The 13,863-nt window shown below is 68.6% G+C and carries 12 protein-coding genes and 1 pseudogene; 7 read left to right on the forward strand and 6 right to left on the reverse strand.

Annotated elements, in window-relative coordinates; translation table 11 throughout:
- Positions 1–133 precede the first annotated feature (133 nt).
- Entirely contained in the window at positions 134–1,048 is a 915-nt protein-coding gene (locus tag NK1_RS23120) for an aminodeoxychorismate lyase (RefSeq protein WP_063011845.1), read from the reverse strand.
- A gap of 164 nt (positions 1,049–1,212) precedes the next feature.
- On the opposite strand from NK1_RS23120, the gene ygfZ reads away from it, so the two are divergent.
- The 4 genes and pseudogenes from ygfZ to NK1_RS23140 all read left to right on the forward strand — a co-directional run bounded on the left by ygfZ (position 1,213) and on the right by NK1_RS23140 (position 4,536).
- On the forward strand, positions 1,213–2,328 hold the full coding sequence (ygfZ, locus tag NK1_RS23125) for a CAF17-like 4Fe-4S cluster assembly/insertion protein YgfZ (protein WP_063011847.1): 1,116 nt from the start codon (positions 1,213–1,215) through the stop codon (positions 2,326–2,328).
- A 23-nt stretch (positions 2,329–2,351) separates the two neighbouring features.
- A pseudogene (locus NK1_RS23130) lies at positions 2,352–2,993 on the forward strand (MOSC domain-containing protein); the annotation flags it as partial.
- 188 nt (positions 2,994–3,181) lie between these two features.
- Complete coding sequence (locus NK1_RS23135) at positions 3,182–4,144, forward strand: asparaginase (RefSeq protein WP_063011849.1); 963 nt, start codon at positions 3,182–3,184, stop codon at positions 4,142–4,144.
- A 185-nt stretch (positions 4,145–4,329) separates the two neighbouring features.
- Complete coding sequence (locus NK1_RS23140) at positions 4,330–4,536, forward strand: DUF3073 domain-containing protein (protein ID WP_036497777.1); 207 nt, start codon at positions 4,330–4,332, stop codon at positions 4,534–4,536.
- Positions 4,537–4,834: 298 nt separating this feature from the next.
- Here NK1_RS23140 and purM read toward each other — a convergent pair whose 3' ends face one another.
- Entirely contained in the window at positions 4,835–5,953 is a 1,119-nt protein-coding gene (gene purM / locus NK1_RS23145; protein WP_063011851.1) for a phosphoribosylformylglycinamidine cyclo-ligase, read from the reverse strand.
- Positions 5,954–6,139: 186 nt separating this feature from the next.
- Between purM and NK1_RS23150 the strand changes: the two genes are divergently transcribed.
- Both NK1_RS23150 and NK1_RS23155 read left to right on the forward strand, forming a co-directional pair.
- Entirely contained in the window at positions 6,140–7,006 is an 867-nt protein-coding gene (locus NK1_RS23150) for an alpha/beta fold hydrolase (RefSeq protein WP_063011853.1), read from the forward strand.
- Complete coding sequence (locus tag NK1_RS23155; RefSeq protein WP_063011855.1) at positions 6,993–7,616, forward strand: TetR/AcrR family transcriptional regulator; 624 nt, start codon at positions 6,993–6,995, stop codon at positions 7,614–7,616. Before NK1_RS23150 ends, NK1_RS23155 begins: the two co-directional genes overlap by 14 nt.
- A 91-nt stretch (positions 7,617–7,707) precedes the next feature.
- Here the strand turns inward: NK1_RS23155 and purF are convergent, their stop codons facing one another.
- A complete protein-coding gene (gene purF, locus NK1_RS23160; protein ID WP_063011857.1) occupies positions 7,708–9,312 on the reverse strand; it encodes an amidophosphoribosyltransferase in 1,605 nt (534 codons plus the stop codon).
- A 175-nt stretch (positions 9,313–9,487) separates the two neighbouring features.
- Between purF and NK1_RS23165 the strand changes: the two genes are divergently transcribed.
- Positions 9,488–10,765: a YhgE/Pip domain-containing protein gene (locus NK1_RS23165; protein WP_063011859.1), complete on the forward strand. Its 1,278-nt coding sequence runs from the start codon at positions 9,488–9,490 to the stop codon at positions 10,763–10,765.
- Between the two features lie 22 nt (positions 10,766–10,787).
- Here NK1_RS23165 and NK1_RS23170 read toward each other — a convergent pair whose 3' ends face one another.
- From NK1_RS23170 to NK1_RS23180, 3 genes are all read right to left on the reverse strand, one after another.
- Positions 10,788–11,174: a sterol carrier family protein gene (locus NK1_RS23170; RefSeq protein WP_063011861.1), complete on the reverse strand. Its 387-nt coding sequence runs from the start codon at positions 11,172–11,174 to the stop codon at positions 10,788–10,790.
- A gap of 204 nt (positions 11,175–11,378) precedes the next feature.
- Positions 11,379–12,050 carry a CPBP family intramembrane glutamic endopeptidase gene (locus NK1_RS23175; protein ID WP_063011863.1) on the reverse strand — a complete coding sequence of 224 codons (672 nt, stop codon included), beginning with the start codon at positions 12,048–12,050 and terminating at the stop codon, positions 11,379–11,381.
- 46 nt (positions 12,051–12,096) lie between these two features.
- A complete protein-coding gene (locus tag NK1_RS23180; RefSeq protein ID WP_063011865.1) occupies positions 12,097–13,854 on the reverse strand; it encodes an alpha/beta hydrolase in 1,758 nt (585 codons plus the stop codon).
- Positions 13,855–13,863: the final 9 nt, after the last annotated feature.

Consider the following 13,863-nt stretch of genomic DNA (forward strand, 5'->3'; position numbering starts at 1 on the left):
ATGTACTACGACATGTCGTAGTAGAGCCTACGCCGGAACAGCCGTGGGGCAACGAGTCCTACGTCACGACATTCCAACAATTATCGCTGCGCGGTAACGGGTTCCGATCCGACGCCCCGAGCCGCCGGTCGAATCAGGTCCAGTCGGCGATATTCCAGGCCCGTTCGATCCCGCGATTCACGAGATCCGCGATCTCTTCGGCGCACTCCGGCGCCGACATCCGCAGGCCGTCCAGTGACGCCACCCGCGCGGCGAGCGTGATGCTCGACAGTAGCCAAACACTATCGGCGGTAACGAGATCCGCGGTGAACAGCGATTTGTAGCTGCACTCCCAGCCGGCCTTCCCCGCCTCGGCGAACAGGGCTCGCTGGGTGATGCCGGGCAGCACACCGTCGCGCGCGGGCGGGGTGAGCAACTGCTTGTCGCGCTGGATCACGACCGTCGAGCGCGGTCCCTCCAGCACGCGATGCTCGGTGCTGGTGAAGATCACGTCGTCGGCATTCTGGCGGGCCGCGAAGCGCAGCGCCGCCATATTCGTCGCATAGGAGAGCGTCTTGGCGCCGAGCAGCAGCCACGGAGCGGTGGTCGCGAGTTCGGTGGAGATGCCACGCGTGAGGGTGATCACCGAAATACCTTCGGCGCGAGCCTTACTCACCCGCTCGGCGACCGCGCTCACCAGCACGTAGCCGGTGAGATCCGGTGCCGGGCCCGACAGTTCGCCCGAACCGACCCGTCTGGACTCGGCGCCGTCGCGACCCCGGGTCACGATCATGCGCAGCACGCCCTCGCGGTCGGACCCCCATTCCTTGACCGCGGATTCCACCGCGGTGCGCCACTGGGCGACATCGGGGTCCGGCAGGTCCAGCGCCTGGGCCGAGCGGCGTAGCCGCGCCAGGTGTAATTCCAATGCACTCGCTTTACCGTCACGCACCAGCACCGTCTCGAAGACGCCGTCGCCGCGCAACGCGCCGATGTCGTCCGCGAAGAGCAACGGCTCGTCCGGATTCCGGACGGTACCGTCGAGTGTCACCAGAACTCGATCCACCATGCGTGGCAGCCTAGGCGAATCGAGCGCTCCAGGCGTGGGTACGCAATCGTCGGGCAACGCCCGGGCGAGCCCGGCGGCGGCAGGCATATCCACGGCATACTCACCGCACACCTGCGGCAACCCGCTGCGCGGCGCGGGTCGGCGCGACCGCCTATTGTGGAAACGTGTCCGTGGTTGCCGCCCCCAGTCCACTGCTCGGTCTCCCAGGGGCCGTGCCCGGCCCGCCCGAGAGTCCCGATGCCGCGGTCGCCTGGCATTACGGCGATCCGTTCGGGGAACAGCGTGCCGCGGCCCAGCGTGTCGCCCTCGTGGACCGTTCCCACCGTTTCGTCGCGCGGATCACCGGCGCCGAACGGCTGAGCTGGCTGCACACGATTTCCAGCCAGCACATCGCCGACCTGAGCGACGGCCGGTCCGCCGAGAATCTGGATCTGGACCTCAACGGCCGCGTCCAGCACCATTTCGTGCTCACCGAGCTCGACGGCACGGTGTGGATCGATACCGAAGCCGACCGTGGCCCCGCGCTGCTCGACTTCCTGCAGAAGATGGTTTTCTGGGCCGACGCGAAACCCGAGGCCGCACCCGAGCACGCCGTGCTGAGCCTGCTCGGACCGCGGGTGAGCGACCTGACCGAGACGCTCGGAATCGCCGCCCTGCCGCAGGTGTACGGCGCGGTCGCCCTGCCCGGCGGCGGATTCCTGCGCCGGATGCCGTGGCCCACCGCGGACTCCTACGACCTGGTCGTGCCGCGCGAGCGGCTGAGCGAGCTGTGGACGACGCTGACCGCGGCCGGCGCCGAACCGGCCGGACTGTGGGCGTTCGAGGCGCTGCGCGTGGCCGCACTGCGCCCGCGTATCGGCGTCGACACCGACGATCGCACCATTCCGCACGAGGCCCACTGGATCGGCGGCCCGGACGAATTCGGCGCGGTCCATCTGAACAAGGGCTGTTATCGCGGGCAGGAAACCGTCGCCCGCGTGCACAATCTCGGTAAGCCGCCGCGGCGTCTGGTGCTGCTGCACCTGGACGGCTCCGCCGATGCCCGGCCCGCGGCCGGTGACGCGGTGACCGCCGGCGGCCGCGCGGTCGGCCGGCTCGGCACGGTGATCGACCATTTCGAACTGGGGCCGATCGCACTCGCGCTGATCAAACGCGCCATCCCCGCCGACACCCGGCTGGAGGCCGGTCCGATGGCCGCCGCCATCGATCCGGATTCGATCCCGTCCGAGGACGAGCCGCAGGCCGGCCGGCTCGCCGTGGACAAGTTGCGCGGCCGGTGAGCGCGCCCGCAGCGCCCCGGGAAATCGGCGCGATCGGCCACGTGCTCGCGGTCTGCGTCCTGCATGCCGAACTCGAGGTGCCCGCGAAGGTGAGCCGGGTCGGCCGGACCGCGATCGACAAACGCCCGGTCCCCGACCGGGTCGCGGTCCGCACACTGGGCCTGGCCGGTGACCACGTCTGCGATACGAAACATCACGGCGGCGTCCATCAGGCCGTCTACGCCTATGCCGACGAGGACGCGCGGCAGTGGGGCGAGCAACTGGGCCGCACACTGGCCCCCGGCTGGTTCGGTGAGAATCTGCGAGTGTCCGGGTTGCCGGTCAGCGATGCGGTGATCGGTGAACGCTGGCGCGTCGGCGAGGCGGTGCTCGAGGTGAGCGCACCGCGCGTGCCCTGCGCGACCTTCGGGCACTGGTCCGGTGAGAAGCAGTGGGTCAAGCGCTTCACCCTGCAGTCCGATACCGGCGCCTATCTGCGTGTGCTGGCCGAGGGCACGATCGGGGCCGGTGACCGGGTGCACGTCGACCACATTCCCGAGCACGGCATCACGGTGCGCGACCTGTTCACCGGCCACGATCCGGCCCGGCTGGAACACCTGCTCGCCGCCGAGCCGACGATCTCCGACGATGTGCGCATGCAGATCGCCCGGCATGCGCGGCGGGCCGCCAACGGGGCGCGGACCACCGCGTCCTCCGAAGGGCTCGGCATCGCGGCGTCACCGGGCCGGACGGCGTCGAAGCCGGCGGCGACCGGGACCGGTACGCCGCACTCGGCGATGCCGGGCGAGGCGGTGCTGCGGGCGGAGGCATCGGGTGCGACGGCTACCGGCAGCGCGGAGGGAGGAGACCGGCCATGAGTGTGGAACTGGTGGAAGTGGTTCGCTCCGGCTTCCGCGAATGCGTGCACCGCGGGTCGGTGGTGATCGTCGAACCCGACGGGGAGCCCTCGCTCGCCCTGGGTGAGGTGCATCTGCCGATCTTCCCGCGGTCGACCAACAAACCCATGCAGGCGATCACCTTGCTGCGCAACGGTTTCGAGCCGGTGGACGAGGCCGAACTGGCCATCGCCACCGCCTCGCATTTCGGCGAACCCGACCACCTGGCGCTGGTTCGGCGGTTGCTGGAACGCTTCGGCTTCGACGAGAACAACCTGGAGTGCCCGCCGGATCTGCCGATGGGCGAACAGGCCCGTGCGGAGGCGCTGGCCGGGCGTGATCGTCGCTCGGCCCCCCGCAAGATCTACATGAACTGCTCGGGCAAACATGCCGCGATGCTGGCGACCTGTGTGATCAACGGCTGGCCGGCGACCGGATATCTCGACCCCGCTCATCCGCTGCAGCAGGCGGTCACGGCGACGATCGCCGATATCACCGGCGAACCCGAGACCGACCTCGGCATCGACGGCTGCGGCTTGCCGATCGTCCCGGTCTCGCTGATCAACCTCGCCCGCGCCTACGCCCGTCTCGCCACCGCGGCCCCCGGATCGCCGGAACGCCGGGTCGCGGACGCGATTCGCCGCCACCCCCGAGTGATTTCGGGCACGGACGCCCCCGATCTCGAGACCATGCGCGCGACCCCGGGACTGGTCTGCAAGATCGGGGCGGACGGTGTGCACGCGGGGGCCCTGCCGGACGGCCGCGCCTTCGCCTACAAGATCGATGACGGCCACGACCGCGCCCGGATGCCACTGACGCAGGCGATTCTCCAGCGTATGGGGGTCGAGTGGACCGAGGCCCACACCGCGCTCGCCGGGCCGCCGGTCCTGGGCGGCGGGGCGCGGGTCGGCATCATCCGGGCAATCCCGGGTGCGGTGTAGAAGCTCACCGTTTCGCCGAAGCCCCGCTGGACCGCCCCGCCGACGGTGGATGTTCCGCAGTCTTCACCCACTCCTGGAAGCGCGACCGCCTGACACACGCTAAAGTGTCTGTCAGGAAGATTATTAATTCGAACGGGGCCGCCAACCACCCCAGGCCGCCCCGCAGTGACGCGAGGGGGTCAGCCATGGGCCGTGGCCGGGCTAAGGCAAAGCAGACCAAGGTTGCACGCGAGCTGAAGTACAGCTCGCCGTCGACCGACTTCGCGAGCCTTCAGCGCGAGCTGTCGGGGCACACCCCCCGGCGGAGCGGTGTGCTGTCCGAAGAACACGATTCGGACGAATCGCTCAAGCGCTGGGAGGAAGATGAGGACTACGACGACTGGCGCCGCTGACTCGGATCGACGCGTTGCAGGGGGAGGCCTGAGGGGCCTCCCCCTTCGCACGTCGCGCAGCGTTTTCGGCCGATAGGGTCGACCGATCCCACCTCGATGAGGGCTCGTAGTACGGGTTGCCGCCGCGGGTATCAGTGATACCGAGGGCGGCACTACCCGCCGTTGAACGTGCCTCGGCACACTGCCGCCCGGCCGCGCTTCCGCCGGTCGCCTTCGGATGCCGCAGCGGCTCAGCCGAACGACAATCGCCTCCTCGAACCGGGCCGTACCCGGGTCGAGGAGGCGATCGAGTTTCCGCTCAGAATCGGGGATGTTCGCCCAGCAGCGCCACGCGCGCGGCGTCGGCGTCCTTGGCCTTCTTGACCGATCCCAGGGTCCAGCATTCGATATGCCGCGCGGTCAGCACCGCGAGCGCACGATCGGCATCCTCGGGGGCGACGACGGCGACCATACCGACGCCCATGTTGAAGGTCTTCTCCATCTCCGCCCGCTCGACCCGGCCGCGCTGCGCGATCAGCTTGAAGATCGGCGCGGGATTCCAGGTGCCGCGGTCGATTTCGGCGACCAGCCCGGCCGGCAGCACGCGAGCCAGATTGTTCGCCAGACCGCCGCCGGTGACGTGGGCGAAGGTGCGCACATCGGTCTCGGCGATCAGCGCCAGACAATCCTTGGCATAGATCTTGGTAGGTTCCAGCAACTCTTCGCCCAGGGTGCGGCCGAATTCCTCGACGTGCCCGGTGAGGGCCATCCGATCGATGTCGAGCAGCACCCGGCGCGCCAGGCTGTAGCCGTTGGAATGCAGGCCCGAGGAGCCCATCGCGATGACGACGTCGCCGGGGCGGACCCGGTCCGGTCCCAGCACCTCGTCCGCCTCCACGACGCCGACGCCGGTCGCGGAGATGTCGTAGTCGTCGGCGCCCATCAGGCCCGGATGCTCGGCGGTCTCGCCGCCCAGCAACGCACATCCGGCCTGGATGCAGCCCTCGGCGATACCGGACACGATCTGCGCGACCCGTTCCGGCACCACCTTGCCGACGGCGATGTAGTCCTGCAGGAACAGCGGTTCCGCGCCGCAGACGACCAGATCGTCGACGACCATGGCGACCAGATCCAGGCCGACCGTGTCGTGCTTGTCCAGCGCCTGCGCGACCGCGATCTTGGTACCCACACCGTCGGTGGAGGCGGCCAGCAGCGGTTCCCGGTAGCCACCCTTGAGCGCGAACAATCCGGCGAAACCGCCCAGACCGCCCTGCACCTCGGGCCGGCTGGCCTTCTTGGCCAGCGGCGCGAACAACTCGACTGCGCGGTCGCCGGCCTCGATGTCGACACCGGCGGCGGCATACGACGCGCCTCCGGATTGGGCCTCGTCGGCACTGGTGTCGTTCACACCGGCACCACTCGGGGTCTGCTCAGTCATTGTTCGGGAAAGCTCCAAACCGAATCGGCGGACAGATGCCTGATCACGCTACCGGAGCCGGATAACGAGACTGCACCGGTATTGGGCTGCACGTACAGATTCGAGGCTACCGTCACATCCGCCATTGACATACATACGGTATGTAGGTAACTCTGGAACACATCATCCCCCTCCGGAAGGCATGTCATGGGAATCAGCACCAGCCTCGGCCCGATTCGACACGTCGCGGTGCCGGGCGGCCGCATCCGCTATCACGACACCGGTTCCGGGTCGCCGGTGGTCTTCGTGCACGGCCTGCTCGTCAACGCCGATCTGTGGCGCAAGGTGGTGCCGGACGTCGCCGCCGCCGGGCATCGCTGCCTCACCCCCGACTGGCCGTTCGGCTCGCATTCGGAGCCGATGCCCGCCGCCGACCTCTCCCCGACGGGCGCGGCCGACCTGATCGCGGCGTTCCTGCGGGAACTCGATCTCACCGACGTCACCCTGGTGGCCAACGACACCGGCGGGGCGATCACGCAGATCATGCTGTCGCGCGACCGCAGCCGGGTCGGGCGCGTGGTGTTCACCAACTGCGACGCCTACGAGAAGTTCTTCCCGCAGCCGTTCACTCCACTGCCGCGACTCTCGCGCGTACCCGGCCTGCTCACCGCGGTTCTGCAGAGCCTGCGCTTCCGGCCGGCGCAGCGCTTGCCCATCGCCTACGGGCTGGTCACCAAACAGCCACTGCCGCACGAGATCGCGGATTCGTATCTGCTGCCGAGCCGCAACTCCGCGGCGATCCGCGCCGACCTGCGCCGGTTCCTGCGCGATATCCACAAGCGTCACACCCTCGCGGCCGCACGCAGTTTCGGCGAGTGGGATCTGCCGGTGCTGCTGGCCTGGGCGCCCGAGGACAAGGTGTTCCGGCTCGAGTTCGCGCAGCGGCTGGCACACGATCTGCCCGACGCCACCCTGCGCACGATCGACGATTCGCTCACCTTCATCGCCGAGGACCAGCCCGAGTTGCTCAGCCAGTTGATCGTGGAGTTCACTCGGCTGCATGCCACGCCGTAGCCAGGAGGACAGATCACGCGCGACGCGGGCGAGTCTCGAGGCGGTCGGGCGGCGACTGTTCGCCGAACGCGGATATTCCGCGGTGTCGGCGGAAGAGATCGTCGCCGCGGCCGGTGTCACCCGCGGCGCGCTGCATCATCACTACGGCGACAAACGTGGCCTGTTCATCGCGGTACTGGAACAGCTCGAGGCGGACAACACCGAGGAGATCCGGCAGGCGATCGACGCCCTGCCCGACCCGACCGATCTGCTGGCCGCGATGGCGACCGGCCTGCACACCTTCCTCGTATTCAGCCGCCGCCCGGAAACGGTCCGCATCGCCATGTCGGACGGTCCGGCGGTCCTCGGCTGGCAGGGGTGGCGGGAGATGGAAGCGCGCCACGGCCTCGGCCTGATCATGAATCAGCTGGAACTGGCCGTGGAGTCCGGACTCGCACCCGCGGTCCCGATCCGCACCCTGGCGCAATTGATTCTGGCCGCGGTCACCGAGGCGGGCATGATCGTCGCGCACGCCGACGATCCGGATGCGGCCGGCGCCGAGGCCGAGCAGTGCATTCTGATGATGGTCGGCGGACTGCTCACACCGCCGAGCACGTCACCGAGCCCCTAGACCAACCGGCTCGACGGCGAATGTTCTTGCGCCACAGGCCGATTTCGGCGGGCCACCACGACGACCGGCCCGGCCACGTCACCCGTGCCGCTCAGGGGCGGCTCAGCGCGCTCGCGTTGGCGTTCTCGCCCAGCAGTTCCGATTCCGGCTTACCGGAGAGAATCCCCTCGAGCACGTTCTTACCCACGGCGGCCTCGTCGGGCAGCGGGATCGGGTATTTGCCGTCGAAGCAGGCGCAGCACAACCGGGTGCGCGGCTGCTCGGTGGCGGCGATCATGCCCTCGAGCGAGATATAGCCCAGGCTGTCGGCGCCGATGGAACGGCGCACGCTCTCGACCATCGCCGCTTCCGAATCCTGCGAGCCCCCTGCCAGTTCCGGTCCGGCGCCGTTGGCGATCAACTCGGCCGGCGAGGCGAAGTCGATGCCGTAGAAGCACGGCCACTTGACCGGCGGTGAGGCGATGCGCACGTGGATCTCCAGCGCCCCGGCCTCGCGCAGCATCCGGATCAGGGCGCGCTGGGTGTTGCCGCGGACGATCGAATCGTCGACCACGATCAACCGCTTTCCGCGAATCACCTCGCGCAACGGGTTGAGCTTGAGCCGGATACCGAGCTGGCGGATGGTCTGGCTGGGCTGGATGAAGGTACGGCCCACATAGGCGTTCTTCATCAGTCCCTGGCCGTAGGGCACCCCGGAGCCCTGGGCGTAGCCCACCGCGGCGGGCGTACCGGATTCCGGGACCGGGATCACCAGATCTGCGTCGACGGGATGTTCGGCGGCCAGCCGGCGGCCGATGTCGACCCGGGTGGCGTGCACCGAGCGACCCGCGATCGTCGAGTCCGGCCGGGCCAGGTAGACGTATTCGAAGACACAGCCCTTCGGTTCGGGATTGGCGAACCGCAGCGAACGCACCCCGTCCGCGTCGATCGCCAGCAGTTCGCCCGGCTCGATCTCGCGGACGAACGAAGCGCCCACGATGTCGAGCGCGGCGGTCTCGCTGGCAACCACCCAGCCGCGGTCGAGGCGGCCCAGGCACAGCGGCCGCACACCCTGCGGATCCCGCGCCGCGTAGAGAGTGTGCTCGTCCATGAAGGTCAGGCAGAAGGCGCCGCGCAGCGTGGGCAGCAACTCCATGGCGGCCTGCTCGATGCTCTTGTCGGCCGCGGCATGGGCCAGCAGCGCGGTCATCACATCCGAATCCGAGGTGGCGGTGATCGCGCTGCCCGGCAGGCGGCCGTTGATCAGACCCAATTCCCGGGCCCGGGTCGCCAATTCGGCGGTGTTGACCAGATTTCCGTTGTGTCCCAACGCGAGTCCGGTGCCGACCGCGGTGGTCCGGAAGATCGGCTGCGCGTTCTCCCAGATGGTGGAACCGGTGGTCGAGTAACGGCAGTGCCCGATGGCGATATGCCCGGGCATCGCCGCCAGCGTCTGCTCGTCGAAGACTTGCGAAACCAGTCCCAGGTCTTTGAACACCAGTACCTGCGCACCGTCGGCGACCGCGATACCGGCGGCCTCCTGTCCGCGATGCTGCAAGGCGTAGAGGCCGTAGTACGTGAGCTTGGCCACATCTTCGCCCGGAGCCCAGACGCCGAAGACGCCACACTCCTCGCGGGGCTCGTTCTCGGGCTCGTCGACTGCGGAGGTGTTTCGGCCTGCGGCGGTCTTCGGGATAGACAGATCGGCGTGGGTCACCGTTTGCTCCCTGTTAGTCGGGCGGGGGGCACCAATCATTCTACGGGTCATCCGCGCGAAACCCACGTCCGGATCCGCCGGGTGGCGAGCTGTTTGCTGCTACGGTTCGACCGTGGCGAGCACCGACACCGCACTACAAAGTCGAAATCTGCGGCGGTTGATTCCGTTTCGATGGATGTTCCCTGTGGCGGTCCTCTCAGTGGTAACGGCGTTACTGGGCCTGCTGTATCTCGACTACGTCGTCGATCCGCAGCGGAATCTGCACGACTTCCCGATCGCCCTGGTCAACCAGGATGTGGGCGAGACGCTCGGCGCACCCGGCCAGGAAAAACACGTGAACTTCGGCGACCAGGTCGCCGACGGGCTGCGTACCGCCGTGCCCGCCGATCAGATCGATCTGCGCGTACTCGGGCTGCCGGAGGCCCAGCAGCAGATGCAGAACGGCCAGGTCTACGGCGCGGTCGTCATTCCGAGCGATTTCAGCAAGCGGCTGGGGATCCTCGGTGTGGGCAGTGTCATACCCGGCGATATCGAGCGTCCGATCATCACCCTGATGACCAATCCGCGTTCGGGCACCTACGCCACCCAGATCGTGGTGCGTTTCGGTAATCAGGCGCTGCCGCAGATCAACGACAAGGTGGGGCAGCAACTCGTCGAGCAGGTGCGGGCTCAGCTCACGCCGGCGCCGGGCGGCCCGCCCGCCCCCCAACTGTCCGGCGCGACCCGCCTCACCCTGGCACAGCCACTGGAGATCCTGGTACAGGAGTTCCATCCCCTCCCGGGCGGATCCGGCCAGGGGCTGACCGCCTTCTTCTACGCCCTGCTACTGCTGATGGCCGGCATGCTCGGCGCGATGATCGTGCACACGATGATCGACTCGGCCCTCGGGTTCGTGCCGACCGAATACGGTCCGTGGTACGTGCACTATCCCGCCACACCGGTCTCCAGACTCCGCACCCTGTTGATCAAGTGGGCGGTCATGGCGGTCGCCGCGGTGGTGGTCTCCGCGATTCTGCTCGGTATCGGCGCGGCACTGGGGATGCCCTTGGACAATCCGCTGGGCCTGTATCTCTACGGGGTGCTCGCGATCATCGCGGTCGGATTCACCGGTATCTCCATCCTGGCCGCGATCGGCTCGGCCGGTCTGCTGGTGAACATGATCCTGTTCATCGTGCTGGGACTGCCGTCGTCGGGTGGCACGGTGCCGATCGAGGCGACGCCGAAATACCTGGGCTGGCTGGCCACCTTCGAACCCATGCATCAGGTGTTCCTGGCGGTGCGTTCGCTGCTGTATTTCGACGGCAACGGCGCGGCCGGTTTCACCCGCGGATTCTGGATGACCGTGCTCGGCCTCGGAATCGGGGTGGCGCTCGGGTTGATCGTGACGCGCTTCTACGATCGAAAAGGGTTGGAGCGCAAGCCGATCAACCGCACCGAGCCCGCCCCGGCCTAGTTCGCCGAGCCTGCCCCGGGATTCACAGCGCCACCAGCGGCAGCCAGCGGGCCAACTCCCCAGCCCGGATTCCGGAGGCGCTCAGCGCGCCCGTCTCGACCGCGGTCTCGAAATCGAGCAGTCCCGTCGCGAGCAACAGCCACGTCCGCGCGTCGGTCTCCACGACATTCGGCGGCGTCCCGCGGGTGTGCCGCGGACCCTCGATGCACTGCACCGCCACGAAGGGCGGTACCCGCACCTCCACCGAGGCGCCGGGCGCCGCCGCGGCCAGACTCCGCGCGGTTCCGCGCACGGCTGCCGCCAGCTCGGACCGCCCCGGCTGTGCCGCCGACTCGTCGCGCAGCCACGCACCGACCGCTGCCACCGAATCACGCACCTGAGCAGGGTCCACAGCCGAATGTCGCGCCATTCCACCGAGGGTAGCGAGCCGCTCGGACATGTCGCGCGGGTGGGCCGGGGCATCGGCCGCATGTCCGACGCGATCTGTCCACAACTGTCAACAGGGCGGCTCATGGACACGGTCGGGCCGACGACGTCTGCCGGTGCGGGCGGACGTGCGGAGTCGGGAGCCCGCGCACCGGGCGGTGGATGCGACGCCCGCCGAACTGGTTCGCTAACGCGGAGCGCCACCTTCGCCGCGAAGAGGAGTCCCGGCGCGGCGGTCCCGTAGTGCGCGGGCCGCCCGGGGAACGAGCGCGCCGCCCGCATTCAGGGCGAGGTGGGCCAAGGCGGGCGCCGTCGCGCTGCCGGTGCGGCGGCGAAGCCACGAGAAGAACAGGCCGCCCGCGGTGGTGACGGCGACAGTCACCGGGACGCTGTCGCCTGCGGACCGTGCCGGATGAATGTGCCACAAGCCGAACACCAGTGCGCCGCAATGCCTTCGCACGGGCCCCGCATCCTCGAACAGCCGATCCAGCGTCCCCCGGAAGATCAGCTCCTCGCTGTAGACGGTGCCCACCGGAATGTGCAGGCCGACCCATTCGGCCGTACTCACCTCCGGCGCACGATCGGCGACCCCCGCTATCCGATCACGGATTCCCGGCACGGCGAGGCCCACGCCGTACGCAGCTCCGACCGCACCGAATACGACTGCGCCCCAGGTGAATCCGCGCCGGGACAACCACTCCGGCCGGCCGTCGAAGACAGCGGCGTATGCGGTCGCGAACGCGGCGTTGGCGAACGTGCGGCCGCGTATGCCGGACCCCAGCCGCGGCAGCACGAGATTGCTCCATGCCTGGGCGACGCAGGATGCCAGAAGGGTGCGTACCGGGCCTCGGCGACTCATCGACCCGCACCGTGCGAGTGCGCTTTCGTGGCGACGATTCCGCCCCTCATTTCACCGCGCGTTCGAAAGCTTCCGACAGTTCCAGCTGGGTCCGGATGCTCTCCTGCAGTCGGGGATTCCAATCCGGCGGTGGGAGCACGGCCGCCCACCCGTCGAGGACGAGGGTGCCGTAATTGTGGCCGTGCCCGTCGCTGACGCCCTGGGCGTTGGTCAGGTCGGCGGCGACCTGCCAGAAGGTGACCAGCGGCCACCAGCGCATCTGCGTGGACACGTCGGAGCCGCGCCGTTCGGAGAGCCAATCCGGTTGGGAGAAGATCAGATCCGGCGACCACCAGACGATCGGGTCGGAGGGATGCTGCAGATAGGCGATGCGCGGATGCCGCCATTCCGGTGACGGTTTCGCCAGATCCGGTGCGCCGGAGGCGAATCGGACCACCAGGCCGTCGGCGTAGATCGGCTCCACCTCGCGGGTGCCGGGATCGCGGCGCTCGACGAACTGCTTCCACAGCCGATTCGAATTCGGCGGTCCCACCCACAGCGCGCCGTTCACCTTGGAGCGCAGGTCGGCCAGCCCGTCGAACGCCGCCTCCGATCCCTGTGAACCCAGGCTCTCCCCGTAGACCAGTAGTTTCGGCCGCGACTGCGGCGGCCGCGCCGACCAGGCGGCATAGACCGCGTCGAACATCTTCTTCCCGGCCACCGCGACCTTCTCCCGGTCCGCGAGGAACGACAGCACGCTGGGCAGATAGGAGTACTGCGAGGCCAGGATCGCGGTGTCGCCGCCGTACATGTACTCGAGCGCACCGGCTGACGTCGAATTCACCCATCCGGTTCCGGTGGTGGTGACGATGACCAGCACCTTACGGTCGAAGGCGTGGGTGCGTTCGAGTTCGGCGACCGCCAGCTGCTCCTGGGTCCGCCCCTCGCCCGCCGAGCCGAGGCCGACGTACACCCGGACCGGTTCGCGCGCGGGCTTACCCGTCACCGCGCCGATCCGGAAGGCATCGGGCCCGTGCGAGACGAACCATCGCCCCTCCGAACCGAGCGTGTCCCATTCGGCCAGCGATGCGGGGCTGCCGGAGCGCTCGGGCTCGGTCGGCTGCACCGCATACGGCGTCATCTTGTCGTTGCGCACGCTGAACGCCGAGTTGGCGACGGTGAAGAACGCCTCCGACAGCACACCGTTGAACAGCAGCACCGCCACCACGGCCAGCACGATCGCGCCGACGCTCGGCGCCAGCTGCGGCGGCACCCGCACCCAGCGGCTGAGCAGCCGCGCGAAGAACCGCACGATCCACCGCGCCGTGCGGTAGATCGCCACCACCAGCGCGGCCACCGCGAGACTGAGCCCACCGGTGCGCAGATAGGCGGCGCGCGTAGTGCCTTCCATATCCATCAGGCCGTAGATCTGCCGCTGCCAGTCGGCCGAGAGGACGAGCATATAGATCGCGGTGAGCAGGCAGATCGTCAGAATCGTCACCTTCACCGCGTAGCGAATCCGCAGCGACGGTGTGCGAAACCGCAAGCGCGGCCGGATCAGTCTGCGGAAACCCCACTCCAGCAGACAACCCACGCCGTAGCCGATGGCGGCGTTGAGGCCGCTGATCAGGCCTTGGAACAACCAGTCGCGCGGCAGGAGCGACGGCGTCACCGACCAGGCGAAAAATACTGTCGCGGTGACCAGTCCGGCGTAATTGAGCGCGATGATGTCGTCCTCGAGCCGCCGCAACAGCCGCAGACCGCGCCGATAGACCACAACGCCGCGCGTACGCAGCGTTGTGAGAGTCTCGGCGGTATCGAGCACCCGTCAAGT

Origin of the sequence: Nocardia kruczakiae NBRC 101016 (assembly GCF_001612965.1) — a bacterium.
Lineage (GTDB): Bacteria > Actinomycetota > Actinomycetes > Mycobacteriales > Mycobacteriaceae > Nocardia > Nocardia kruczakiae.

Coding starts and splice junctions, on each gene's coding strand:
- NK1_RS23165 (WP_063011859.1), top strand. CDS start 9,488: ATGTTCCCTGTGGCGGTCCTCTCAGTGGTAACGGCGTTACTGGGCCTG.
- NK1_RS23140 (WP_036497777.1), top strand. CDS start 4,330: ATGGGCCGTGGCCGGGCTAAGGCAAAGCAGACCAAGGTTGCACGCGAG.
- NK1_RS23155 (WP_063011855.1), top strand. CDS start 6,993: ATGCCACGCCGTAGCCAGGAGGACAGATCACGCGCGACGCGGGCGAGT.
- NK1_RS23135 (WP_063011849.1), top strand. CDS start 3,182: ATGAGTGTGGAACTGGTGGAAGTGGTTCGCTCCGGCTTCCGCGAATGC.
- NK1_RS23120 (WP_063011845.1), bottom strand. CDS start 1,048: ATGGTGGATCGAGTTCTGGTGACACTCGACGGTACCGTCCGGAATCCG.
- purM (WP_063011851.1), bottom strand. CDS start 5,953: ATGACTGAGCAGACCCCGAGTGGTGCCGGTGTGAACGACACCAGTGCC.
- NK1_RS23150 (WP_063011853.1), top strand. CDS start 6,140: ATGGGAATCAGCACCAGCCTCGGCCCGATTCGACACGTCGCGGTGCCG.
- NK1_RS23170 (WP_063011861.1), bottom strand. CDS start 11,174: ATGGCGCGACATTCGGCTGTGGACCCTGCTCAGGTGCGTGATTCGGTG.
- NK1_RS23175 (WP_063011863.1), bottom strand. CDS start 12,050: ATGAGTCGCCGAGGCCCGGTACGCACCCTTCTGGCATCCTGCGTCGCC.